The 22,870-nt window shown below is 60.7% G+C and carries 21 protein-coding genes and 1 riboswitch; of the genes, 4 read left to right on the top strand and 17 right to left on the bottom strand.

Annotated features, from left to right (window positions below):
• Both H6A60_RS09500 and H6A60_RS09505 read left to right on the top strand, forming a co-directional pair.
• The coding region (locus tag H6A60_RS09500; RefSeq protein WP_205103931.1) for a hypothetical protein at positions 1–221 on the top strand (221 nt) is incomplete at its 5' end.
• 22 nt (positions 222–243) lie between these two features.
• Positions 244–753: a cupin domain-containing protein gene (locus H6A60_RS09505; protein ID WP_205103933.1), complete on the top strand. Its 510-nt coding sequence runs from the start codon at positions 244–246 to the stop codon at positions 751–753.
• A gap of 275 nt (positions 754–1,028) precedes the next feature.
• Here H6A60_RS09505 and ppsA read toward each other — a convergent pair whose 3' ends face one another.
• Positions 1,029–3,398, bottom strand: a complete 2,370-nt coding sequence (gene ppsA, locus H6A60_RS09510; protein WP_205103935.1) for a phosphoenolpyruvate synthase — start codon at positions 3,396–3,398, stop codon at positions 1,029–1,031.
• Between the two features lie 272 nt (positions 3,399–3,670).
• Here ppsA and ppsR point away from each other — a divergent pair, with 272 nt between their 5' ends.
• Positions 3,671–4,510, top strand: a complete 840-nt coding sequence (ppsR, locus tag H6A60_RS09515; protein ID WP_205103937.1) for a posphoenolpyruvate synthetase regulatory kinase/phosphorylase PpsR — start codon at positions 3,671–3,673, stop codon at positions 4,508–4,510.
• A 131-nt stretch (positions 4,511–4,641) separates the two neighbouring features.
• On the opposite strand, the gene H6A60_RS09520 is transcribed toward ppsR, so the two are convergent.
• The 16 genes from H6A60_RS09520 to ccmA all read right to left on the bottom strand — a co-directional run bounded on the left by H6A60_RS09520 (position 4,642) and on the right by ccmA (position 21,810).
• Complete coding sequence (locus H6A60_RS09520; protein WP_205103939.1) at positions 4,642–6,270, bottom strand: amidohydrolase; 1,629 nt, start codon at positions 6,268–6,270, stop codon at positions 4,642–4,644.
• A 142-nt stretch (positions 6,271–6,412) separates the two neighbouring features.
• On the bottom strand, positions 6,413–7,804 hold the full coding sequence (locus tag H6A60_RS09525) for an APC family permease (protein ID WP_239477687.1): 1,392 nt from the start codon (positions 7,802–7,804) through the stop codon (positions 6,413–6,415).
• Positions 7,805–7,951: 147 nt separating this feature from the next.
• A riboswitch (Lysine riboswitch) is annotated at positions 7,952–8,149 on the bottom strand.
• A 256-nt stretch (positions 8,150–8,405) separates the two neighbouring features.
• Positions 8,406–9,065, bottom strand: coding sequence for a nucleoid occlusion factor SlmA (gene slmA, locus H6A60_RS09530; RefSeq protein WP_205103943.1), 660 nt, complete (start codon positions 9,063–9,065; stop codon positions 8,406–8,408).
• Between the two features lie 311 nt (positions 9,066–9,376).
• Positions 9,377–10,159, bottom strand: coding sequence for a basic amino acid ABC transporter substrate-binding protein (locus H6A60_RS09535; protein WP_205103945.1), 783 nt, complete (start codon positions 10,157–10,159; stop codon positions 9,377–9,379).
• A 556-nt stretch (positions 10,160–10,715) separates the two neighbouring features.
• The gene (locus tag H6A60_RS09540) at positions 10,716–12,044 is read right to left on the bottom strand and encodes an amidohydrolase (RefSeq protein WP_239477688.1); all 1,329 of its coding nucleotides are present in this window, start codon (positions 12,042–12,044) and stop codon (positions 10,716–10,718) included.
• Between the two features lie 100 nt (positions 12,045–12,144).
• On the bottom strand, positions 12,145–12,609 hold the full coding sequence (locus tag H6A60_RS09545; RefSeq protein WP_205103947.1) for a hypothetical protein: 465 nt from the start codon (positions 12,607–12,609) through the stop codon (positions 12,145–12,147).
• Between the two features lie 62 nt (positions 12,610–12,671).
• Complete coding sequence (locus tag H6A60_RS09550; protein WP_205103949.1) at positions 12,672–13,523, bottom strand: DUF3100 domain-containing protein; 852 nt, start codon at positions 13,521–13,523, stop codon at positions 12,672–12,674.
• An 849-nt stretch (positions 13,524–14,372) separates the two neighbouring features.
• Positions 14,373–15,710 (bottom strand): c-type cytochrome biogenesis protein CcmI, encoded by a 1,338-nt coding sequence (gene ccmI / locus H6A60_RS09555; RefSeq protein ID WP_205103951.1) that lies wholly within the window; start codon positions 15,708–15,710, stop codon positions 14,373–14,375.
• Positions 15,711–15,713: 3 nt separating this feature from the next.
• Entirely contained in the window at positions 15,714–16,205 is a 492-nt protein-coding gene (locus H6A60_RS09560) for a cytochrome c-type biogenesis protein (protein ID WP_205103953.1), read from the bottom strand.
• On the bottom strand, positions 16,202–16,741 hold the full coding sequence (locus H6A60_RS09565) for a DsbE family thiol:disulfide interchange protein (RefSeq protein ID WP_205103955.1): 540 nt from the start codon (positions 16,739–16,741) through the stop codon (positions 16,202–16,204). Before H6A60_RS09565 ends, H6A60_RS09560 begins: the two co-directional genes overlap by 4 nt.
• 22 nt (positions 16,742–16,763) lie before the next feature.
• Positions 16,764–18,728: a heme lyase CcmF/NrfE family subunit gene (locus tag H6A60_RS09570; RefSeq protein WP_205103957.1), complete on the bottom strand. Its 1,965-nt coding sequence runs from the start codon at positions 18,726–18,728 to the stop codon at positions 16,764–16,766.
• A 198-nt stretch (positions 18,729–18,926) separates the two neighbouring features.
• Positions 18,927–19,430: a cytochrome c maturation protein CcmE gene (gene ccmE, locus H6A60_RS09575; protein ID WP_205103959.1), complete on the bottom strand. Its 504-nt coding sequence runs from the start codon at positions 19,428–19,430 to the stop codon at positions 18,927–18,929.
• Between the two features lie 4 nt (positions 19,431–19,434).
• Complete coding sequence (ccmD, locus tag H6A60_RS09580) at positions 19,435–19,623, bottom strand: heme exporter protein CcmD (protein ID WP_205103961.1); 189 nt, start codon at positions 19,621–19,623, stop codon at positions 19,435–19,437.
• Positions 19,620–20,348, bottom strand: a complete 729-nt coding sequence (locus H6A60_RS09585) for a heme ABC transporter permease (RefSeq protein ID WP_205103963.1) — start codon at positions 20,346–20,348, stop codon at positions 19,620–19,622. The genes ccmD and H6A60_RS09585 overlap by 4 nt, the downstream gene beginning before the upstream one ends.
• A 58-nt stretch (positions 20,349–20,406) precedes the next feature.
• Positions 20,407–21,075, bottom strand: a complete 669-nt coding sequence (ccmB, locus tag H6A60_RS09590; protein WP_205103965.1) for a heme exporter protein CcmB — start codon at positions 21,073–21,075, stop codon at positions 20,407–20,409.
• Between the two features lie 24 nt (positions 21,076–21,099).
• The gene (ccmA, locus tag H6A60_RS09595; RefSeq protein ID WP_205103967.1) at positions 21,100–21,810 is read right to left on the bottom strand and encodes a cytochrome c biogenesis heme-transporting ATPase CcmA; all 711 of its coding nucleotides are present in this window, start codon (positions 21,808–21,810) and stop codon (positions 21,100–21,102) included.
• 448 nt (positions 21,811–22,258) lie between these two features.
• Between ccmA and H6A60_RS09600 the strand changes: the two genes are divergently transcribed.
• Positions 22,259–22,669, top strand: coding sequence for a hypothetical protein (locus H6A60_RS09600; protein WP_205103969.1), 411 nt, complete (start codon positions 22,259–22,261; stop codon positions 22,667–22,669).
• Positions 22,670–22,870 lie beyond the last annotated feature (201 nt).

The raw sequence follows: 22,870 nt of genomic DNA on the forward strand, positions 1-22,870 counted from the left end.
TCCGGCTGTGGGATCCGGAAATCACGCGGTACATGGGTTATCGAGAAGTCAAAAAGATTATCGAGGCCCGAACCGCTAAGTACCGTGATGCCATTAGCTCCGGGGGAACTTACTGGCCCTCAAGAGGCTTCAACTGGATGCAGCCGACTTTGGAAAAAGCCGCGCGGACTCTGGTGAAGTGCGGAAAGAAATCCGAAAACACATCGAGTAATTTCGAGTAACTTTTTCGGAACAGACAACATCATGACACGCCGCTTTACCGCCGCCCTGGCTTTCGCCGTTGCCGCTTTTATTGCCGCAGGCACCGCCGGCGCCGTCACCCCGGCCGACATTCCCGCTGACAGCCAGTTCGTCACGAGTCTCGATAGGCAGCAAGCCGTCAAGGGCAGTCCCAAGTTCTTTACGGGTGACGTCACCGTTCAGAGCGTCTTCCCGGCCATGCCTGGCATGGCTGCTTCGGGCGGCGTCGTGGTCTTTGAAGCGGGTTCGCGCTCCTTCTGGCACACGCACCCGGTCGGCCAGGTGCTTTACATCCTTGAAGGCGAAGGCCGCTCGGGCGTCTATGGTGAAAAGGTGAGCACGCTTAAGGCCGGCGACATCGTCATTTGCCCCAAGAGCGTCAAACACTTCCATGGTGCCTCGCCCACGAAGCGCATGGTACAGATGACCGTGACGGGCGAAATCCCGGACGGCAAGAATGTCGAGTGGCTTGAAGAAGTGACGGACGAGCAGTACATGAATACGGCCAAGTAATGCCGTTCATTGCGAGGAAGCGCTTCGTTTCCGTGTCCTTGAGGCGCTTACTCAGCAGCGTCCATCAAGTTGTATTCGCCGCGAACGGGCCGAGTTCGCGGCGAATTCTTTTCTGAGAGCCTTAAGCGCAGGCTTCAAATCGGCGTTCCGGCGAATCCGGCTGTCTCCATATGCGAAAAGGCAGCCGAAGCTGCCTTTTCACTTTCAGGGAAGCGATCCCTCAAGGAATCGTCCTCCGGCCCTTCGGGGCGAGAGAACGGTCCGCTTGGAAGCGATTACTTCGCGAGACGACGCCAGGTGTCGACGACCGTGTCGGGATTGAGCGAGATCGACTCAATGCCCTGATCCATCAGCCACTGCGCGAAGTCGGCGTGGTCGGACGGGCCCTGGCCGCAGATGCCGACATACTTGCCGCGGGCGCGGCAGGCCTTGATCGCCATCGCAAGCAGCGCCTTCACGGCGTCGTTGCGTTCGTCGAACGAGGCGGCAACAAGGCCAGAGTCGCGGTCGAGACCGAGCGCGAGCTGCGTCATGTCGTTCGAACCGATCGAGAAGCCGTCGAAGTAGTCGAGGAACTGGTCAGCGAGAACGGCGTTGCTCGGGATTTCGCACATCATGTTGAGGCGCAGACCGTTTTCGCCGCGCTTCAGACCGTGCGATTCCATGATTTCCGTGACGCGGCGGGCTTCGTCAACCGTACGAACAAACGGGATCATCAGTTCGACGTTCGTGAGGCCCATTTCGTCGCGCACGAACTTCATCGCGCGGCATTCCATCGCGAAGCATTCCGCGAACTGGTTGGAGATGTAGCGCGAAGCACCGCGGAAGCCGAGCATCGGGTTTTCTTCCACCGGTTCGTAGTTGGCGCCGCCGATGAGCTTGCGGTACTCGTTGGACTTGAAGTCGGAGAGACGAACGATGACCTTCTTCGGATAGAAGGCCGCAGCGATCGTCGCCACGCCTTCGGCGATCTTGCGTTCGAAGAAGGCCTTCGGGGACGGATAACCGGCCGAGAGGCGTTCAACGGCGTCGCGCAGTTCGCCCGGCACGTTCGGGTACTCGAGAATGACCTTCGGGTGGATGCCGATGTTGTTGTTGATCACGAACTCGAGACGGGCAAGACCCACGCCCTTGTTCGGGATCGACTGGAATTCGAACGCGAGCTGCGGATTGCCCACGTTCATCATGATCTTGACGGGGATCTCGGGGAGCGCACCGCGCTGGACTTCTTCGCATTCGATTTCAAGAAGCCCTTCGTAGATGTTGCCCGTGTCGCCTTCGGCGCAGGAGACCGTCACTTCGTCGTCTTCGACGAGGCGTTCCGTCGCGTCGCCGCAGCCGACAACGGCCGGGATGCCGAGTTCACGCGCGATGATCGCGGCGTGGCACGTACGGCCGCCGCGGTTCGTCACGATCGCGGAAGCACGCTTCATCACCGGTTCCCAGTTGGGGTCGGTCATGTCCGTGACAAGGACGTCGCCCGGCTGAACGCGGTCCATTTCGGCAGCGCTCTGAACGATGCGAACCTTGCCCTGGCCGATCTTCTGACCGATCGCGCGGCCCTGAACAAGGAGACGGCCCTTGCTCTTCAGGGTGTAGCGCAGCTGCACGTCGGCGGACTTCTGCTGCGACTTCACCGTTTCCGGACGCGCCTGCAGGATGTAGATCTTGCCGTCGACGCCGTCCTTGCCCCATTCGATGTCCATGGGACGGCCGTAGTGCTTTTCAATGATGCGGGCGAATTTGGCGAGTTCGATCACATCGTCGTCGGTGATGGCGAACTGGCGGCGATCTTCGGCGGGCACATCGACCGTGCGGACCGTGCGGCCCGTCGAGCGGTCGGATTCGAATTCCATCTTGATGAGCTTCGAGCCGAGCGTCTTGCGGATGATCGGGAACTTGCCCGCCTCGAGCGTGGGCTTGAAGACATAGAATTCGTCGGGGTTGACGGCGCCCTGAACGACCGTTTCACCGAGGCCGTAGGAAGCCGTGATGAAGACGACCTGATCAAAGCCCGATTCCGTGTCGAGCGTGAACATCACGCCCGCGGCGCCCTTGTCGGAGCGGCACATGCGCTGCACGCCGGCCGAAAGCGCCACTTCGCTGTGGGTGAAGCCCTTGTGAACGCGGTAGGAGATGGCGCGGTCGTTGTAGAGCGACGCGAACACTTCCTTCATGCGCGCGAGCACGGCGTCGATGCCGACGACGTTGAGGACCGTTTCCTGCTGACCGGCGAACGAGGCGTCCGGGAGGTCTTCGGCCGTGGCCGAGGAACGAACGGCGACCGAGATTTCGGCCTGGCCGTCCTTGAGCCAATCGTAGAATTCGCGGATTTCGCGTTCGAGCTCGGCGGGGAACGGCGCGGCTTCAATCCAGCCGCGGATTTCGGCACCCGCGGCCGCGAGGGCCTTCACGTCTTCGACATCGAGATTTGCAAGACGTTCGTGGATGCGTTCCTCAAGCCCGCCTTCGCGAATGAAGAGGCGGAATGCCTCAGCCGTGGTTGCAAAACCGTCGGGAACTCGGATGCCGGCGGCCGTGAGCTGGCTCAAGAGTTCGCCGAGCGACGCATTCTTGCCGCCGACGCGGTCCACATCGGTCATGCGAAGCTGGCTGAAAGGAAAGACGTAACGACCCTGTACCATTTTCTTCCTCAATAGATTCCCGAGAGATGCCTCGGGACTTACGAAAACCGACCGCATTGTAACCCGACGAAGCTGCCGACAGAGAGCGGGAGAGGCCTCAGCAAGCGCGCGAGCGTTGCGGCGGCGCAAATACGGGCTTCTCGACCCACGTTTTACCCGCAGTTTATCTCGGCATCACGCCCGCAAGCCTCGACCGAAGGCGGCCGCTTCCTTTATCATCCCGCTTCTCTACTTTTTCCTTTTCAAGCCCGACATCCATTCCGAGGCTTTCCATGACCGATTCGACAGCCAAGACGCGTCAGATTTTCATTGTGAGCGACGGCACCGCCATTACGGCCGAGACGCTCGCGCACTCGATCATGACGCAGTTCCCCGACCTGCGGTACCACCAGACGCGCATCCCGTTCGTCAACACCGTCGAGAAGGCAATCGACACCGCGCGCCGCATCAATGCGGTTGAAAAAGAAGAAGGCACGCGCCCGATCATCTTCACGACCTTCGTTGAGCCCGACATCATGCGCAGCTTCAACGAGCTCGTCTCCGGGCACATCATCGACCTCTTCCGCAAGTTTGTCGGCCCGCTCGAAACCGAACTCGGCATGAAGAGCGCGCACTCGATCGGTCAGACGCACAAGATCCGCGACGACGAAAAGTACAACCGCCGCATTGCCGCGATCGACTACACGCTCACGCACGACGACGGGCAGACGAACCGCGGGCTTGACGAAGCCGACGTCATTCTCGTGGGCGTCTCGCGCTCGGGCAAGACACCGACCTCGCTTTTCCTCGCGATGCAGTTCGGCATCAAGGTCGCCAACTATCCGCTCATCCCCGAAGACTTCGACCGCGGTGCGCTTCCCGATGCGCTCCTGCCCTTGCGCAGCAAACTCTTCGGTCTTTCGATTTCGCCCGAACGTCTCTCGGAAATCCGCAACGAACGCCGCCCGGGGAGCCGCTACGCGAGTCTTGCGAACTGCGAGAAGGAAATCGCCGACGCTGAAAATCTGATGCGCCGCGAAGGCATCCGCTGGCTCAATTCGACGACGAAGTCGATTGAAGAAATCTCCGCGACGATCATGTCCGAACTCGGCCTCGACAAGCGCAAGGCCTGATGCGGCACGAAAGCGGTGAAAGATTTGCCGCTCAATAAAGGAAGGGCGTCCGACCTTGAAATCGGACGCCCTTCTGCTTTTTTCAGACCGGCATACTGCCGGCTTTTCGGCCAAGAGCCGCAACGCAGGTTTTATTCACGCACGAACACCGTTCTGCCGTCGACGATCGTTCTGTCGACCGTCGTCGTGCGAAGCGCGAGCGGATCGATCGAGAAAATGTCCTGCGAGAGAAGCGCGATGTCGGCAACGTGTCCGGGCAAGAGCCGTCCCTTGCGATTTTCTTCAAAGCTCGCGAAGGCGCTCCCCGCCGTGTAAGCATCGACCGCTTCTTCGATCGAAAGCTTTTCGTTCGCGAAGAACCCGTCGGGCTGGCCTTCACTATCGCCCGAGAGGTCGCGCCGGTTCACGGCACAGTAAAGGTTGTCGATGGCGTTGAGGTCTTCGACCGGGCAGTCCGTGCCAAGACTCGTCGGAATACCGAGCTCGAGCATGCTCTTGAAGGCATAGCTCGAAGCGGCAAGCGCCCTACCCACGCGATCGCAGACAACGTGCATGTCGTAGTGCAGGAAGATCGGCTGAATGTGCGCGAGCACGCCCATTGCCGCCATGCGCTCGAGGAGCGGCCGGTCCGTGATCTGCACGTGCACGATGCCAAGTCGCATCGGGTTTTCGCCGCCGCGGCAGAAAGGCTCGTACGCATTCAAAACACGCTCGATCGCACCGTCGCCGATCGCGTGAATCGTCGACTGCATGCCGCCGCGAACGGCGCGCGTCACAAGGCGCGAAAGCATGTCAGGTTCGATCGTGCCGATGCCGGACGTCGTCGGATCATCGGCGTACGACGCTCGCAGGAGCGCCGTGCGTGCACCGAGACTGCCGTCGACAAAGAGCTTCAGGGGACCAACGCGGTTCATCGCGTGCCCGGCGACGGTCCCCGTGCGATTGCCCGCTGCAAGAAAGTCTGCGAGCTCGTTCTCTTCCATAAAGCAGCACTGGTGATTGACGCGCAGACTCGGCGTTTCTTCAAGGACAGAACGGTAGAGCGCGAGCACGTCGCGCCAGTTGCCGCCGCGCACGTCCATCGAGTGTGCGGAACCGACGCCGCAGGCCGCAGCGTGCCGCAAAGCCGCCTGCAGTGCACGGCGATCGGAATCGAGTGTCGGCGCGGGCAGAATGCGCATCACCTGCGCACACGCGTTCTCGCGGAAAATCCCCGTGGCGCGCCCCTCGCCGTCGCGATCGATCGCGCCGCCCGGCAGCGGCGCCGTCTCGTTCGTAATGCCGGCTAGGCGCATCGCCGCCGTACTTGCTACGAGGATATGGCCGCAGGCGCGCTCGAGTACGAGCGGGTAGCCGGGCGCGGCCTCGTCAAGGTCAGCGGCCGTGGGCAGCCGGCGCTCGTCTTCAAAGTAGTCCTGATTCCAGCCCATGCCGTGGAGCACCGTTCCCGGCGCGGGCCGGCGCTCGACAATGTAGCGGCGCACGCGCGCCTTCAAGTCCGCAATGCCGCTCGTGCCGTGCAGACGAATATCTTCGAGCGCACGCCCGAGCATGAGCAGGTGGCAGTGGCTGTCGTTGAAGGCCGGAACCGCCGTGCGGCCTTCGGCGTTGAGCACTTCGACGCCTGCGGGTGCGCAGGCGGCCATCGCCTCATCCGAACCGACGGCGCGAATCACGCCGTCGACCGCAAGCAGCGAACGCGCAAAGCGCCCTCTGCCGAGATAAATGTTGGCGTTTTGAAGAAGAAGCGAGCGAGTCATGGGATGTTTCCTTTTGAAGTGTTCGCACGGCGTTTGCCGCGTTGTTTTTTTCGTTGTTGGTACTGCCGCGGACTCGAGGGGCACCGGCGAACTTCGTCCGATATCGACCGAGCCCTGCGGCTTTGTTCTGCTTGCGTTCGCGTTACGCGGCGGGTGCAGGCTCAACTGCCGCATCAACGTTCTTCGCACGTTCGGCGCGCAGCGCTTCAGCGCGCTTGCGGAAGAAGATTTCGTAGATAACGAGGCTCACGGCAGGGATCACGACGTTCATGAGCGCCGTCACCGGATCTTCGACCACCGTGCTCGCGAGGAGACCGGCCATGATGAGAATCACGGCCCAGATGAGATACGGGTAGCACCAGACCTTGTAGGGACGCTCAACCTGCGGCATGCGGCGGCGCAGCACGATGACCGCGTAGAACGTAAGTGCGTTGAAGATGATCCCGGAGACCGCCACGAGGCTCGTCAGACCCGCCAAATCGCGCGAGAGAATGAGCAGAATCGAGATAAGACCCGAAGCGATGATCGAATTCACCGGCGTACGGAAGCCTTCGTGGAGACGACCGAGCGAACGAATCATCGCGCCGTCGCGGGCCATCGCGTAATAAACGCGCGGGAAGACCATCACGCAGCCGTTCAGGGAATTGAAGATCGCGAGAATCATCGCCGCCGAGACGAGCATGCCGCCGTAGGTGCCGAAGAGCGACTCCGCCGCGGCCGTACCGAGGTAGAAATTGCCGTCGTTGACCATCGCCGAAATGACTTCGGGCGAAAGCACGCGGAAAATCGAATAGTTGAAGCACACGTAAAGGAACGTCACGCCGACGATCGAGAGCATGATCGCAAGCGGAATGTTGCGCCGCGGATTCTTGATTTCTTCGGCGATGCTGTTGAGGTTGTGCCAGCCTTCATAGGCCCAGAGCGTGGCAACGACGGCAAAAGCGATCACGGGAAGGAGCGACGTCGCCGAAGGCATCGTTTCCGGCATCGCGAGGAGGTCGGGCGTTTCCGTGCCGAAGAAGAGACCCGCGACCATGATGAGGCCGATCGGCAGGAGCTTCAAAACCATGAAGACGTTCTGCACGGCCGCACCCATGCGAATGCCGCGGATGTTGATGAGAGAAAGGAGAACCACCGTACCGACCGCAACGATCTTCTGCGTGATCGAGCCCATCGGAACGACGGTCGAGAGCGCGCCCGCAAAGGCAACGGCCAGTGCCGCAATCGAAGCGCTCGAAGAGAGGATGAAGTTCGAGAAGCCGCTCACAAAGGCCGTGCGCTCCCCGTAGGCTTCGCGCAGGTACACGTAGCTGCCGCCCGCCTTCGGGAGCATCGCGCCGAGCTCGGCGTAGCAGACGCCGCTCATGAGCGTGATGAGGCCGCCCACAAGCCAGACCAAAAGCGCAAGACCGAGACTCATCTCGCAGCGCGCGAGAACGATGCCGCCGATATAGAAGATGCCCGAACCGATCATGATGCCGCCGAGCACCGAAATGCCGCCGAATAGGCCAATTTCGCGACGCATTTCCGTCATTTTGTTTTCTCCGAAAGAAAGTTTCTCTTCTGCTCGAAGCTGCATCTGTACCGATGCAGCCTCGCGCAGTCGTTTCCTTTCGGGTTTTCCGGGCGGCCCTTTGTTGCGTTGTCGCGGGCGCCGGCGCAAGGATCTGATTGCGTCTGACTCATCGATAGCGCCTCCATCGTTCGCCGATGCGCCGTACGCACTTCGACGAAGGACGGGAGTCGCAGACGTCTTTCGCCTGCGCCCAACCTGCGGAATCCGCCGATTCCGCCGTTTCGGCGACTTGACCTTTTTCGAACCGTCCTAGGCTGCCGCCTCGGATTCGATACTCATTCGTGTCGCGCCTCTATCAACTTCGGCATGTTTACTATCGCCCGAAGATCGGTGTCGCATCGACGCAAAAGGTCGAAAATTTGCGTTGCCGCGACAAAGCATTGACTTTCATCAATGCGCCTGAGAGAGAATTGCAGTCTGTTTTTCCGTCTTGATACGAAACGGTATCCGTTCGTCGTACGGCTTTTTTTCGCGTTTCGAACGCTTATTTTTGTAATACTTCGTGTTTTTAAAGATAGGCGGCGCCGATCGCATCGGTCCGCCGCCGGTTCTTACGCTTTTAGGCGAAGAAAGGCTCGAGCGTCACAGGCGAAACGCCGTTCGGGCGCGTTTTAAAACCCGTGAGCACGAAGCGCAGCCACCGCCCTGTCACCCAGTTCATCACGAGGCTCGCGCGCGCGCTCGAATTGAAGTCTGCGGGCAGCTCCCCGGCAAGCACCGCTTCGCGATACGCCTGACGCAGCCCCGTTTCGAGGCTTTCGATCACGCGCGTCATGCGTTCGGTGAGCTTGGGATCCTCCTTCATGAGGACCTGACCGGTCATCACGCGCGTGAGACCGCGGTTGGCATCGGCAAAGTCGAGCATGACGCTCGTCATCACTTGGATTTTCGCCACGTTCGTGAGCTTCTCGTCCGCACGGATCTGCGCAAAGAGATCAAGCAGGCTCGACTCGATGAACTCAATGAGCCCGTCGAACATCGCGCCCTTCGAAGAAAAGCTCCGATAAAGCGCCGCCTCGGACAAATCGAGCTTTTTCGCAATCTGCGCGGTCGTGATGCGGTCGCAGTGCGGATCTTCGAGCAGAACGGCAAGCGTCTGCAGAATGTCCGTGCGGCGGTCGCGGCGAACACGGCGCTGACGCGGAACGCGAATAATCGGCGTATGCGAAGCCGGCTCAGACGCGATCGGCTTGGTCTCGACGGTGATGGAATCGGTCATTTCTTCTTTTGCTAAAACCCTGAATGAGAGCGGAAACCCCGTTTTTTCTTTGGAGCAGAAGCCGAATCTTACCTCGGGACGGCGTGCTCGTCCAAATGAGAGGCTGCGCGGAAGCGATTGACAGACTGCCGAAGACCGCGCGCAGAGGCACGGCGAACCGCCGCTGCGGTTGCAAATTCCTGACGTTCGCGGCGATGTCACGCAAAAAGAATCGAGCGAAAGCGCTCTTCTCTGCCGAGAAAGAGCGGCTTTCGCTCGCTTGGGCCGACAGTCGGTTGTCGGCCGTTTCGGTCTCTTGCGTGCCGGCTTCGTCAGTTCTGAGCCGCCTCGGCGGCAGCAGGCTTCACGCCGAACCACTTTTCGTAAATTTTGTCGAACGTGCCGTCGGCCTTGATCGAAGCGAGCGACTTGTCGAGGCGCTCGAGGAGCTTCTTGTTGCCCTTTTGCACCGCCATGCCGTAGAAGTCGTCGGAGACGACGAAGTCGAGCGCCGTGAGGTTCATGCTCTTCGAAGCGGGCTGCTTCAGAAAGTAACGGTTCACGGGACCGTCGTTGAGCATGGCATAGCAGCCGCCCTCGTTCAGTTCGAGGAAAGCGTCGGCCGCCGAGTTGAACGTGCGGATCTTCGTGCCCGGAATGCGCTTCATGACGAGTGCGCCCGAGGAACCGATTTCGGCGCAGAGCGTCTTTCCTTCAAGATCCTTCAAGCTCTTGATCGCGGGTGCGTTCGTCTTCGTCGTCATCACGGTGAGCCCGGCGTTCAGGTAGGGCTTCGTGAAGTCGACGCGCGCCGAGCGCTCGGGCGTGATCGTGAGCGCAGAGACCGCCGCATCAATGTTGCCGCTCATGAGAGCGGGCACGAGCCCGTCGAGCGACATCGAGACGATTTCGATCTCGAAGCCTTCGCGTTTGCCGACTTCGCGGATGAGATCCATGTCGAAGCCTTCGTAGCGACCCGTGGAGGAATCGAGATATTCGAAAGGCGGATAAACGGTGAGGCTTCCGACGCGAAGCTTTTCAAGCGCGTTGGCGCCAAAGGAAGCACAAAGGGAGAGGACGGCGGCGAGCGCCGCAACTTTTTTGGAGATAGCCATGAGAGGGCCTCAATTTTCTAATTGGGCGGATTGTGCAGCTCACCGGATTCCCTCTTCTTATGTTCACGATGCTTCCGAGCGCCGAACTTATCTGCGGCGTCTTCCGCGGGGACTTTCCGATCAGCCGGACCCTCCTCAGGTTGGCGTCTGGATGAGTGCCGGACACGTATAGCGGCCTCCACCCAGCTTTAGATCGATTTTTTGGTTTTGCAAGACGGGATCATCCGCCTGCCGAAGTTTCCCGAAGGGGCGGCGCTCGTTGCTTTTGCCGCGCACGTTCGAAACACTTCCTGAGCCGGTCCGCGAAGGACCGTCCCGATCCGCTGCGCCGTCACCGACGCTTGGGACAAGTTCAAATCCTAGTCTTCTAAAACCCGTTTAGGGTGTTTTTCCTTCTTTTTTTGCAACCTTACTTGCAAAAAATATTGATATCAATCAATTTTTATACGCTTGATTAACGAAAACGGGACGCCGCTGCGTCCCGTTTTCGATAGGCGGCCCCGCTTGCAAAGCGAGGCCGCCCTTTGTGCTCACAGTACCTGGAGCGAACGCGAAATCAGTTCTTGCCCGCGCTCAGGTCCTCAAGGAACTGGCAGTACGTCTCCTTCGTGAAGACGGGCTTGAATTCGCGGCAGATCTCGTCGGCCTTCTCGGCGTCGTCCCAGAGCAGGTCGACAATCATGCAGGCCAGGGCCTGCGGGCACTTCACGTAGGCGACCTCCTCGTTGTCGACCACGTAATCGGCGCCGTGCAGCGTCCCCTTGACGCAGCCCACCCACGGATGGACCGTCGGCATGATCTGCGAGACGTCGCCCATGTCGGTGGAACCCGCGGAGTGCACGCCCGAGAAGACATTCTTTTCGCCCATCATCGCGGCGGCATTCTCGCGCAGGCATTCGGCGAGCTTGGCGTCGGGCGCGAGCGGCAGATAGCCGGGCAGATCCTTGATTTCGCAGCGCGCGCCGATCGCGTCGCCGCCCGCCTTGAGTGCGCGGTTGATCGCCTTGTTGTAGCCCGAAAGCGCCTTCACGCTTGAAGCGCGGCAATAGCTTTCCATCTTGACGTAGTCGGGGATGACGTTCACGAGGTCGCCGCCCGCGTTGATGATCGGATGGAAGCGCACGCAGTCTTCTTCGCGGAAGGTTTCGCGAATGGCGTTCACGCCCATGATGCCCATCATCGCAGCGTTGAGCGCGTTAATGCCCTGCGAGGGCGCGCCCGCGGCATGTGCGGCGCGGCCGTGGTACTCGATGAGCTTACCGATGAAGCCGTTGCACGAGCCCGCGTACATCATGTCGCCTTCGGGGTTGTCGGTCACGGCGACGTGCATCTGCATGGCGATGTCGCAGTCGTCAAAGCCGCCCTCGGCGATGATCTGCTGCTTGCCGCCCAAGAAGCGGAGCTTGCCTTCGTCGCGCAGCTTGCTGCGGTAGTCGATTTCGACGTATTCCTCGGCAGGCACCGCAAAGAGGACGACGTCGCCGCCCAAGTACTCCATCGCGCCCGCTTCCTTGAGTGCCGCCGCAACGGCATAGACATTCGCAATCTGGACATTGTGCCCGCAGCAGTGGGCCGCGCCCGTCACCGCGTCGCAGTTCGGGTGCGTGCGGCAGACGATCGCATCGAGCTCGCCGAGCATTGCCACCGTGCGCTTCGAGGCCTTGCCCTTCATGCGCGCTTTGACGCCCGTGATGCCCCAGCCCGTTTCGCATTCGAGACCGAGCTTTTCAAACGCGGCCTTGATCTTGGCGGAAGTCTTCACCTCCTTGAAGCCGAGTTCGGGTTCGGCAAAGATCGAACGGCCGAGTTCGACGATTTCCGCATTGCGTTCGCGGATGATTTCGCACACGCGCGCTTTGAGCGCCGCCTTATCCATTTTCTGCATTTGAGCAAAGTCCTTTTATTGACGAATTTGTCATTGGGGCCGAGCGTCGGGCGTCCCGCTCGGAATCGGGACGCCCGGGCCCGTCAGATATTTTGAACCGTTAGAAGATCCCTTCGAGGTGCAGCATCACTTCGGCGAGCGCCGTCGCGCAGAGGAAGCTGCCGGCAGCAACGGCAAGCGCCACGGGCACGATGCGCCACGAGAGGTGCTTGAAGCCTTCCATGTCCTTGCCGAGCGAGAGGCCCGCGTAAGCGAGAATCGGCGTCGTGATCGGCAGGAAGCCCACTTCCTTCGTGTAGCTCAGGATCTCGGCCGAGAGCGGAAACGCGGGGAGCGACGCCACAACCGCACAGGTCGACACCCAGAAGACCATCGGCAGGCGCTTAAACCCGGGAAGCATCGAAATCAGAACGCCGATGGCGGTGATGACAACCATCAGGATGATGCCGATGGCGCTCTTCGAAAACGCGGTCGAACCGGCTTCCATATTGGCGATCCAGACGAGAAAGCCCGTGACGAGCAGGATGAAGAGCACGTCGTACATCTTGTTGAGAATGCGAGCCATGGTATGTGTTCCTTTTGCGTGAATTCGTTGCTTGATGCGTGACTGTTGACTTGACCGAAGGCTTAGGCTTTGACGGTTTCGGCTTCGGCGGACGCAGCGGCCTGCGCTTCAGCTCCATCATCGGCCAAGAAGTCGCGCTTCTTCGTTTCGCCCTTGTCCTTCGTGAAGAATTCGTAGACCTTGATCGTGACGGGGAGCGACACGAAGAGTGCGAAGTAAACGCCGAGCACCGAGGTGAGAAGGTTCGCGGCAGCGGCGTAGGCACGCACCGTTTCTTCCCATTCCGGGTGAGCGGCCACGATCGAACCGGTGGCCGCAGCCATCATCGAGGCGCTGCCGATCCCGGCGCCCATGGCAAGCGAATGCGGGTGGAAGATGTTGAGCTGCGCGATGACGCCGGCGAGGATCGAAACCCAAAGGGCGCCGAAGACCGTGCCGCAGACGTACATGCCCATCACGCCGCGCCCTTCGGCCGAGTCGAGCCCGAAGCGCTCGGCAATGATCGCAACGTTGGCTTCGCGGTCGATCGAATAGCAGGCGCCGATCGCTTCACGCTTCATGCCGACCAAGAGCGCTACCGGCAGACCGAAGACGAGCGTGCCGAAGAAGTGACCGAATTCCTGCATGATGAGTGCGAGGCCCGAATCGAAAATCATCGAGATGTTCGGACCGATGTCGAGACCGATCTTCGTGAGCAGAAGCAGCATGCCGATCGAGAGCATCTGGCTTGCGCGCTCCATCTGAGCGGGCTTGATGAAGTTCCAGCGCGGGAAGCTCAAAATCGCGCCGATCACGAGCGAATAAAGGAGCGGCAGCAGCACGATGAGGCCGAACTTCTGAATACCGATGAATTCGGCGATGGCGACGATGATGAGCGCCAGAACGTGAATCTTCCAATTCTTGATGAGGTCCATGACTAAGTTCCTTTCTGTTGTCTCTGGATTTCCGGGCCTAAACGCCCGCTTTCGCCTCTTGAAGGTTCGGTGTTCGGACAACCGAGGAGTTTTGTCCGAACACGCCTTCTTTCCTTGTTGTGCGTCGAAGCTTCTAACCGCATGAACCGGAAGTCTTCTCTGCGCTTCCTCTTTGCAAAATCGCCTCAAGGCCATGGCGATTTATCCGGGAAGTTTGTGAAAAAGTTGATAAAAAAACGGGAGAGCCATGAAGGCTCTCCCGTTCGGTATTCTTTTATCTTTGCTTTAGTGCGGTCGTCGGGCTTACATCGCCTTGCGGCTCCTTCAGCCCTTCGATCCCTAAAGCCGACGGAGCGTCTTCATGATCGAGGCCTAGCGTGCAGACGAGAGGATGTCGCCTGCACGGACGTAGAGGAGGAAGACGATGTAGAGGAAGCGCAGAAAACGCAAGCGCACACGACCCGGGCGAGGGCCGCTTTTTCAAACGATGCACTGCGTTGATAGAACATCTGCTGCTCCGAAAAATTCTTGCCTTGAAAGCCCGCAGCGAACCGCCGCGCCGCTTTCTTCCTTTTCAAACTAGCACAACCCCGCAAATTTCCGCAGAAAGAATTTTGCGAAATTCTTCGTCGGTCAGATTGCCTTGGAGAAATTGCCTAGAAAACAATTCCGCCTTAGAGAGGTTTCGATCGGTTCCTTTGAGATGAACTTCCAGCTTTTAGAGGGGGCCGACAATTGTTTCACCGCGCCTCAAATACTGCCTAAAATCCGTTTGCAGGCTACAACAAAAGGCCGCAGAACGCCTTTTGGGATTCTGCGGCCCTTCGACGGCATGAGCCTCAAACGGGATTACTTGCGTTCCGTCGTAATCTGCACGACGAGGCCTCGGTCGCCCACTTCGACCGGATTGGGCATTTCTCCTTCAAGGTCGCCTGCCTGCGGCATGAAGTTGCCCGTCTTCGAGATGCGGGCACCGACCACGACGACATCGACGTTTTCAAGCGTCTGCGTGCCCATGCCCATCGTCTTCGAGCTGTCGAGCGTGAAGTTGTAGGGCAGGTCCTTGACCGTCACCTTCATGAAGGCCACAGGCATGCGGCTGCCTTCGGCCGGTCGCGCGTAGATGAAAACGACATCGTCGGGCTTCACTTTGGCGCGCAGTTCGTCGGAGATCGTCACGGTACCGGCGACATACTTCATGTCGGCCGGCGAAGCCGTCGGTACGGGCGCGGTCTTCGAGACCGCTTCGGCACCTTCGGCCGCCTGGGCGTCCGCCGCGTTCTGATCAGCCGCGTTCGGCGAGACGGCCGAAATCGAATCGTTCACGCCCCCCAAGCGCTTGGCTTCGGAGATGTTGGCTTCGATCTGTTCGCGGTCGGGGAAGTCGGGCGGCACCACCTCGAGGAGACGCTGCCAGTAGAGCGCCGCATTGACATACTGCTGACGGTCCCAAGCGTGAATCGCAAGGAGTGCAAGCGCCTTCCACTGATTGGGATCGATGCGCAGCGCCTTCTGCAGAAGCGCTTCAATGTCGGGCGTAATCACCTTGCCGTTCGCAGCCGCCATCATGTCGGCCATGTCGGCGATGATGTCGGCGTTGTTCGGCACGAGCGCGTTGAGCTTCTTGAAGGCTTCGACCGACTCGTCGAAGCGGTTCATCTGCGCGGCGGTGCGCGCAAGCATGAACCAGCCGTTGGCGTTCTGCGGATCCTTTTCAAGGCGTGCGCGCAGATCGTCGAGCATCTTCTGCATTTCACGCGCGGAGTGGCCGCGCTGACGCGCGCTCTGCTCTTCCATCATCGAGATGAACTGCGGGTCCATCGCGGTGTAGCGGCCGAGCGCGAGGTAGGCCAAGGTCGACGCGGTCGGAATCGCAACGAGAAAGATCACTGCGAGGATGCGTGCGGCGAGCGTGCCCTTGCCCGAGCGTTCATTCTCGTCCTGACGCGTTTCTTCGAGCACGCGGCGCTCGAGTTCCATGCGGCTTTCTTCGTACTCGTCGGCATCAATGTGGCCGGCGGCACGCTCTGCCTCCAGGTCGGCCGCCTGCTGGCGCAGAATCGCGAGCACCTGCGAGCGGCGATCAGCATCGGGATTAACGCGCGCGCCGAACCAAAGCGGCAGGACCACGGCGAGAATCGCGATGAGCGTCATGACGACGCAAATGATGATGAATGTCGTCGTCACGGCTTACTCCTTGCGTCCGCTCAAGAGCTCGTCGGCGAGCGCCTTGTCCTGCGCGGAAAGGGGCTTGGCGGCTTCGGCCACCATGCGCTTTCTGCGGCGCAGGTTGATGTAGAAGGCGCCGAGCCCGGCAACAAAGAGGCACAGGGGCCCGAGCCAAAGAATCGCAGTGGAGAGCTTGAAGGGCGGCTTATAAAGCACGAAGTCCCCGTAGCGCTCCACCATGTAGTCGACGATTTCCTTGTTGGTCTTACCGGCCTTTACCTGCTCGATCACCTGATTGCGCAGGTCGACGGCGAGTTCGGCGTTCGAGTCGGCAATCGACTGGTTCTGACAGACGAGGCAGCGGAGCTGCTCGGAGACTTCGACGACGCGCTTGTGCGCAATCGGGTCGAAAGCCGTCGGTGCAGCTTCCTTAGCATGAAGCGCAGGCGTCATGGCGAGCGAGAGCGCCGCGGCGATCCCTGCAAAAGCGAGTTTGGTGCGAGAGAGTGTCATTGCTCGGCCTCCAGCTTCTGAAGAAGGGGCTTCACCTGGTCGTTCCAGAGGTCATCGAGAATCGGGTAGCTCACCTTGGCGCGGATGATGCCCTTCTTGTCGATGATGAAGGTTTCGGGCACACCCGTAACGCCGAGGTCGATGCCGACCTTGTTCTTCTCTTCAAAGATCACCTGGTCGTACGGATTGCCGGACTCTTCAAGCACCTGGCGGCCCGCACCGAGCTGGTCCTTATAGAGGAACCCGACGATCGGAGTCTTGAGACCGCCGCGCTTGAGGCTCACGAGGTACGGGTGCTCCTGCTTGCAGGGCACGCACCAGCTCGACCAGACGTTGAGCATCCAGACCTTGCCCTTCATGTCTTCGCTCTTGAACTTCACGTTCGGATCGAACACGGTCGGCAGTTCAAAGGCCGGCAGGGGCTTGTCGATCAGCACCGACGGGAGCGTGCGCGGATCCATGTAAAGGCCCTTGAAAAGGAAGCCCGCGAGCACGACGAAAATCGCAAACGGAATCAGAAACTTTGCTTTCAGCATTTGTCAATTCTCCCTGTTGGCATCAGGCCGCTTTGACCGCACGGCGGTTGGTCTTGCGGTAGCGGCGGTCGGTCGCGGCGATGAGGCCGCCGATCGACATGAAGATGCAGCCGAACCAGATCCAGGTCACGAAGGGCTTCGAATAGGCGCGAACCACCCAGCCGCCGTCGGAGCTCGGCACGCCGAGGCTCACGTACACGTCGCCCGAGATCGAGTGACGGATCGCAGCTTCGGTCATCGGCATGGAGTTCGAGCTGAAGTACTTGCGCTTTTCCGGATAGAGGTGCTGGATTTCCTTGCCGTCCTTCGTTGCGAGCGTAAAGTCGCCGCGGTCGGCCGAATAGTTGTGGCCGCGCACCTGCTCAACGCCGTTAAACGTAAAAACGTAATCGGCAATCGTCACCGTGTCGCCCTCGAACATGCGCACATCGCGTTCGGTCTGGTAGCCCTTCACGAGCGCAACACCGATGATGAAGACCGCCACACCCAAGTGCGCAATGTGCATGCCCCAGTAGGAAGCGGGCTGACGCGCGAGCTTGCCGAAGAAGCCGAGCGTAGCGGGCGCGTTGCGAATCGAGCCTCGAACGTCTTCGATGGCGCCGAAGACGACGAAGGCGGCGAGGAAGCACCCGACAAAGACCCACCAGCTCCAAGCCCCCATGAGGAGCGGAATCGCAGCGCCGACGATGACGGACGCAACGACCGCCCAGGCAAGGCGCTTCACGAGCACCTTCGGATCGGCTTCCTTCCAGCGCGCGAGCGGCCCAACGCCCATCAGGAACACCATCGGCAGCATGAGCGGACCGAAGACGGCATCAAAGTACGGCGGACCGACCGAGATCTTCCCGGCATTGAGCGCATCGAGGAAGAGCGGATAGAGCGTACCGAGAAGCACCGCACCCATCGCAACGACGAGGAGCACGTTGTTCACAAGGAGCATCGCTTCGCGCGAAATCATCGAGAAGTTCCCGCCGATGCCCACAGTCGGCGCACGCCACGCAAAGAGCAGGAACGAGAGGCCGATCACGAGGATCAGGAAGGCGAGAATGAAGAGGCCGCGTTCGGGGTCGGTCGCAAAAGCGTGCACCGACGTAAGAACGCCCGAGCGAACAAGGAACGTCCCGAGAAGCGAGAGCGAGAACGTGATGATCGCGAGGAGCACCGTCCAGATGCGGAAGCAGCCGCGCTTTTCCGTGACGGCAAGCGAATGCATGAGCGCCGTACCCGTCAGCCACGGCATGAAGGACGAGTTTTCAACCGGATCCCAGAACCACCAGCCGCCCCAGCCGAGTTCGTAGTAGGCCCAGTAGGAGCCGAGCGCGATGCCGAGCGTGAGCAGAATCCACGCAGCCGTGGTCCACGGACGCATCCACCGCGCCCAAGCCGCGTCAAGGCGCCCGGAGAGGAGCGCGGCGATCGCGAAGGCAAAGGGCACCGAGAAGCCCACGTAGCCGAGGTAAAGGAGCGGCGGATGGAAGACCATCCCCGGGTCCTGCAGGAGCGGATTCAAGTCCGCGCCTTCGGCGGGCGTCGGGAAAAGACGCAGGAAGGGGTTCGACGTGAAGAGCATGAAGAGGAGGAACCCCATGCCGACCAGACCCATCACGCCGGTCACTCGCGCGACCATGTCGGCGGGAAGCTTTCTCGCCGAGAAGGCGACCGCAGCACCCCACCAGCCGAGCGTCACCGACCAGAAGAGGATGGAACCTTCGTGCGAGCCCCAGGTCGCTGCCACCTTGTAGTACCAAGGCAGCATCGAGTTGGAGTTGTTCGCCACGTTGAGGACCGAGAAGTCCGAAACGTAGAACGAGTACGCGAGGCAGCAGAACGCAATGGTGCCGAAAAGCGCGCCCGCAGCAGCCGCGGGACGGGCGACCGCCATCAGCGCGCGGTTGCCCCGCGCGGCGCCGATGAGCGGCAGCACGCCCTGCACGATGCTCAGGCACAGGCACAGTATCAGTGCGAAGTGTCCGATCTCAGGAATCACTTGTTTATCTCCGAGTGTTGCGATTCGAGGAAGCGGCACCGAGCCGCCTCGACGAGGTTTTTTCTCCGCCGCCTCGGACGCCTCAAGCCCCGAGAGGGAAGCGACCTAGCGCGCCCCTGGGGCTTGACGTATAAGGCTGGTCCGTGACGGCGAAAGGACGCGCCCGAGGTTTAAGGCGCGCCCGAAAAGTTGAACCCGTTACTGCTTGGCGCCGGGCTGCGGGGCCGGCGCCGCAGCGGCAGCCTGCTTCTCTTCGGCGTGCGCCTTGGCTACACCCGCTTTGTGGGCGTCTTCCAAGGCCTTGGCGGCTTCGGGCGGCATGTAGTTTTCGTCGTGCTTGGCAAGCACTTCCGAGGCGTTGAAGACGCCGTGATCGTCGAGCTTACCCTGCGCCACAACGCCCTGCCCTTCGCTGAAGAGGTCGGGCAGGATCCCTTCGTACTGCACGTTCACGGTCTGAGCCGTGTCCGTGATGCGGAAGCGCACCGTCACGCCGTCCTTTTCGTGTTCGACGGAACCCGGTTCGACCACGCCGCCGAGGCGGAACGTACGGCCGACAGGCGCCTCCTTGGCGACGACCTGCGTGGGCGAAAAGAAGAAGACGAGATTTTCGCTGAAGGCTTGCAGCGCGAGCGCAACACCGGCGCCGACGACGCAAACGGCACAGCCGATCAGCGCGAGCTTTTTGGTTTTCGCGTTCATAGCATTACTTCTCCAGGGTGGACTTGGCCGCGCGCGCTTCACGCAGGATGCGGGCGCAGATCTGACGGCGGCGGCTCACGAGCGAGTAGAGCTCCCAAATGACGCCGATCGCAAAGGCGGCGTAGGAGCACCACACGTAGTAGCCGTGGCCGTTCATGTGGATGAAATCGGAAAAGGAAGCCCAGTTGCTCACAGCTTGCCCTCCAAAGCAGTTTTCTGAACCCAGGCGCTGCGGCGCTGGCGCTCAAGGATCATCGTTCGGGCACGCGAAAGCACGACGCCCGCGCCGTAGAGCGTGCCTGCGGCGAGCATGATGAAGATCGTGTAGAGCATGATGTCGGCGATCGAAGAGCCGCGCGACGTGATCGAAGCGCCCTGATGGAGCGTATTCCACCAGCGCACCGAGAAGTAGATGATCGGCACATTCACGGCACCCACGATCGAAATGACGGAAGCGGCGCGGTCGGCGCGGCGCTTGTCGTCAATGGCCGAATGGAGCGCAATGAAGCCGAGGTAGAGGAAGAAAAGAATCAGCATCGAGGTGAGACGCGCATCCCACACCCAATAAGTGCCCCAGGTGGGACGGCCCCAGAAAGCGCCCGAAAAGAGCGCAATGAAGCCCATGAGCGCCCCCGTCGGCGCCATCGCCTGCGCAAGGATGTAGGCGAGCTGGCTGTTGCGAACGAGCCCCACGATCGAGCAGATCGCCATGAGGACGTAGAGCGACATCGAGAGCCAAGCCGCGGGAATGTGGATGAAGATGATGCGGTAGGAATTGCCCTGCCGCGCCTCGATCGGGCAGACAAAGAAGCCCAGATAGAAGCCGATGGCGAAAAGCGCGAGGGCGGCGCACATGAGAATCGGCGCGAGCTTCCCGGCCTTTCGGTAGAAGCCTTGCAGGTCTCCCGGTTGATTCATGGTGCTTAGGTCTCCTGATTGCTGAGTAATTCTTTATTGGGTCGCTTCAGGCTCGGGCTTACTGCTCCGCAATTCTGAGCGCGGCCGACACGGCCATCGGGGCAAGCGCCAGCGAAAAGAGCGTGAGGCCGCCTACGATCATGAAGTGCGACGAGGGCGTGAGCCCCACGGCAACAGCCTGCGAGGCACCCGCGCCGAAGATTAGAACGGGAATATAGAGCGGGAGCACGAGAAGCGACGTCAAGACGCCGCCCGAGCGCAGCCCGAGGGTGAGCGCCGCACCGACGGCGCCCACGAGCGAAAGAACAGGCGTGCCGAGCAAGAGGCTCGCCACCATCACGATCGTCACGTCGAGTTCGAGGTCGAACATCACGCCGAAGATCGTTGCAAAGACGGTCATCGGAACGCCCGTCACGAGCCAGTGCGCCACCACCTTGGCAATGACGATCACGGGCAGAGGTTCCGCCGCGACGAGCATCTGCTCGAGCGTGCCGTCGTCGTGGTCGGTCGCGAACATGCGAGGGAGCGAAAGAAGCGCCGCAAGGAGCGCCGCCACCCAGACGACGCCCGGCGCGATCGAGCGCAGAATGTTCGTTTCGGCGCCGACGCCGAGCGGCACGAGCGTCACCACAACGGCAAAGAAGAAAATCACCTGCGCGAGGTCGGACTTGCGGCGCAGCGAGAGCGTCAGGTCTCGACGAAGGATCGTGAGGAAAAGATTGAACATTTGTTAGGACCCTCCGCTGCCGACTCAGTTCTGCGCGTTTTCCGCTTCAAGCGCAGCCGCGTCGTCGAGCGCCTTTTCGACGGCCGAGCGCTTCTTGGGCGACCAGTTTTCGGGCTCGATCACCATGAGACGTGCCTTTTCGACGGGCACTTCCTGGTGCGTGACAAGCATCACGATGCCGCCTTCGGCGACGTGTTCGCCGATGAGTTTCGCCAGGCGCGCCACACCGCGGACGTCAAGCGCCGTAAAGGGTTCGTCGAGAATCCAGAGCGGGACGCTGCGCGAGAGCCAAAGGCGCGCGAGCGCAACGCGGCGGCGCTGCCCCTGCGAGAGCTGACCCGCTGGAGAGTCGACAAAGTCCGTGAGCCCCACGGCGTCGAGCGCCTCGAGCGCCTCGGCTTCGGTCGCCGAGAGGCTCGCCACGCGTGCGTTCACGAGCACGTTTTCGATGACGGAAAGATCGTCCTTGACGCCGTTGCGGTGCCCGATGTAGCAGAGTTCGCGCCAGTAGTCCTGCGCGGCCTTCAAAATCGGCGTACCGCGCCAGTAGACGTCGCCTTCGACCGGACGCATGAGCCCGGTCATCAGGCGCAGAAGCGTCGTTTTGCCCGCGCCGTTCGAACCAGCGATCCGCACGAGCGTGCCCGGCTCGACGGCAAAAGAGAGCCCCTGAAAGAGCGTTCTTTCACCGCGCTCGCAGGTAAGTGCGCGGACTTCTAGGATCGGTTCGGTCATGAGGGGGCTTCTCTCGGTTGTTGTTTTTGTCTCGGGGGGCCTCGGGCGCGTGCTGTTGTCCGCTCCTGTCCGCCCTCGGTCTGCCGCGAGCGGATTTCCCCGATTCTTCGTGCGAGGCAGTTTAGGAAGGCTAAATTAACGCTCCCTTATTGTCGAAGTGCACCACTTAAGAATTCATCTAATTGATATTTAAGAAAATAAAAGCATTTTTCGGGGTGCAAACGCCTGTAATTCTTAAGAAGAAACCACCGAAGTGCCCGCTCAAACGTACTTTTGGCCCGCCTCATCGAGTCGGCCTTTGTTGCGGATAGAATGTCGCTACACCGCTTTCGGCACGCCGAAAGCCGTTTCTACCGATTCAGCCGCCCACGGGCGAGCGTGCCGCATTTCTATTCGTCGAAGTGAAGCGCGGCGCCTTAAATCAACCGTACAGAGATTTACCGCAATCATGATTCGTTCCGGCCTTCGACTCACCGCTGCCATCGCCGCCGCGCTCGTCCTTGCAACGGGCTGCACGGCCCTCAAGGAAGAACATCAGAACGTCATGAACCGACGCGTCGACATCGTCAACGTCGTCGGCAACATTTGGCGCATTTCGGGCTCCTGGCCCAATACGCAGAACGCCAAGCCGCTGACCGAACATCTTTATGAACGCGCACAGCGCTTCTGCCACGATGCTGAGAAAGGCATGATGCCCGTGACGGGCAGCTCGGTCGACGGCGCCGAGGACGGCAGCAAGCCCGCCACCGCCTGGCTCGAATTCCGTTGCGAAAACCCGCAGAAGGTTTATCGCGAATATAAGGGCATCACGCTGCACCTCGACGAATTCCTCGAGGGCGACGACGAGAAGCGCAAGTAAGCACTCGCTTTTCGCCTCCGCAACTTTTTTCCCTCCGACCGGAGTTCCCTCCTCAAGATGTCCGACAACGCCGAGACCGTACCCTGGATTGCGGCGAGCACCGCGCCCGCAGTGCCTAACGCCGCTCAAGGTGCGGCGGCGGGCGGCAAAAGTACCGCTGCCGACCGTATTTCCGATGGCGCTGCCGCACTCATCGAATCG

This window comes from Sutterella massiliensis (genome assembly GCF_016899755.1).
Lineage (GTDB): Bacteria > Pseudomonadota > Gammaproteobacteria > Burkholderiales > Burkholderiaceae_F > Sutterella > Sutterella massiliensis.

Coding starts and splice junctions, on each gene's coding strand:
- ccmE (WP_205103959.1), bottom strand. CDS start 19,430: ATGAACGCGAAAACCAAAAAGCTCGCGCTGATCGGCTGTGCCGTTTGC.
- H6A60_RS09540 (WP_239477688.1), bottom strand. CDS start 12,044: ATGCAGAAAATGGATAAGGCGGCGCTCAAAGCGCGCGTGTGCGAAATC.
- H6A60_RS09550 (WP_205103949.1), bottom strand. CDS start 13,523: ATGGACCTCATCAAGAATTGGAAGATTCACGTTCTGGCGCTCATCATC.
- H6A60_RS09545 (WP_205103947.1), bottom strand. CDS start 12,609: ATGGCTCGCATTCTCAACAAGATGTACGACGTGCTCTTCATCCTGCTC.
- H6A60_RS09520 (WP_205103939.1), bottom strand. CDS start 6,270: ATGACTCGCTCGCTTCTTCTTCAAAACGCCAACATTTATCTCGGCAGA.
- H6A60_RS09535 (WP_205103945.1), bottom strand. CDS start 10,159: ATGGCTATCTCCAAAAAAGTTGCGGCGCTCGCCGCCGTCCTCTCCCTT.
- ppsR (WP_205103937.1), top strand. CDS start 3,671: ATGACCGATTCGACAGCCAAGACGCGTCAGATTTTCATTGTGAGCGAC.
- H6A60_RS09565 (WP_205103955.1), bottom strand. CDS start 16,741: ATGCTGAAAGCAAAGTTTCTGATTCCGTTTGCGATTTTCGTCGTGCTC.
- H6A60_RS09525 (WP_239477687.1), bottom strand. CDS start 7,804: ATGACGGAAATGCGTCGCGAAATTGGCCTATTCGGCGGCATTTCGGTG.
- ccmA (WP_205103967.1), bottom strand. CDS start 21,810: ATGACCGAACCGATCCTAGAAGTCCGCGCACTTACCTGCGAGCGCGGT.
- ppsA (WP_205103935.1), bottom strand. CDS start 3,398: ATGGTACAGGGTCGTTACGTCTTTCCTTTCAGCCAGCTTCGCATGACC.
- H6A60_RS09585 (WP_205103963.1), bottom strand. CDS start 20,348: ATGAATCAACCGGGAGACCTGCAAGGCTTCTACCGAAAGGCCGGGAAG.
- H6A60_RS09560 (WP_205103953.1), bottom strand. CDS start 16,205: ATGACACTCTCTCGCACCAAACTCGCTTTTGCAGGGATCGCCGCGGCG.
- slmA (WP_205103943.1), bottom strand. CDS start 9,065: ATGACCGATTCCATCACCGTCGAGACCAAGCCGATCGCGTCTGAGCCG.
- H6A60_RS09600 (WP_205103969.1), top strand. CDS start 22,259: ATGATTCGTTCCGGCCTTCGACTCACCGCTGCCATCGCCGCCGCGCTC.
- H6A60_RS09505 (WP_205103933.1), top strand. CDS start 244: ATGACACGCCGCTTTACCGCCGCCCTGGCTTTCGCCGTTGCCGCTTTT.
- ccmB (WP_205103965.1), bottom strand. CDS start 21,075: ATGTTCAATCTTTTCCTCACGATCCTTCGTCGAGACCTGACGCTCTCG.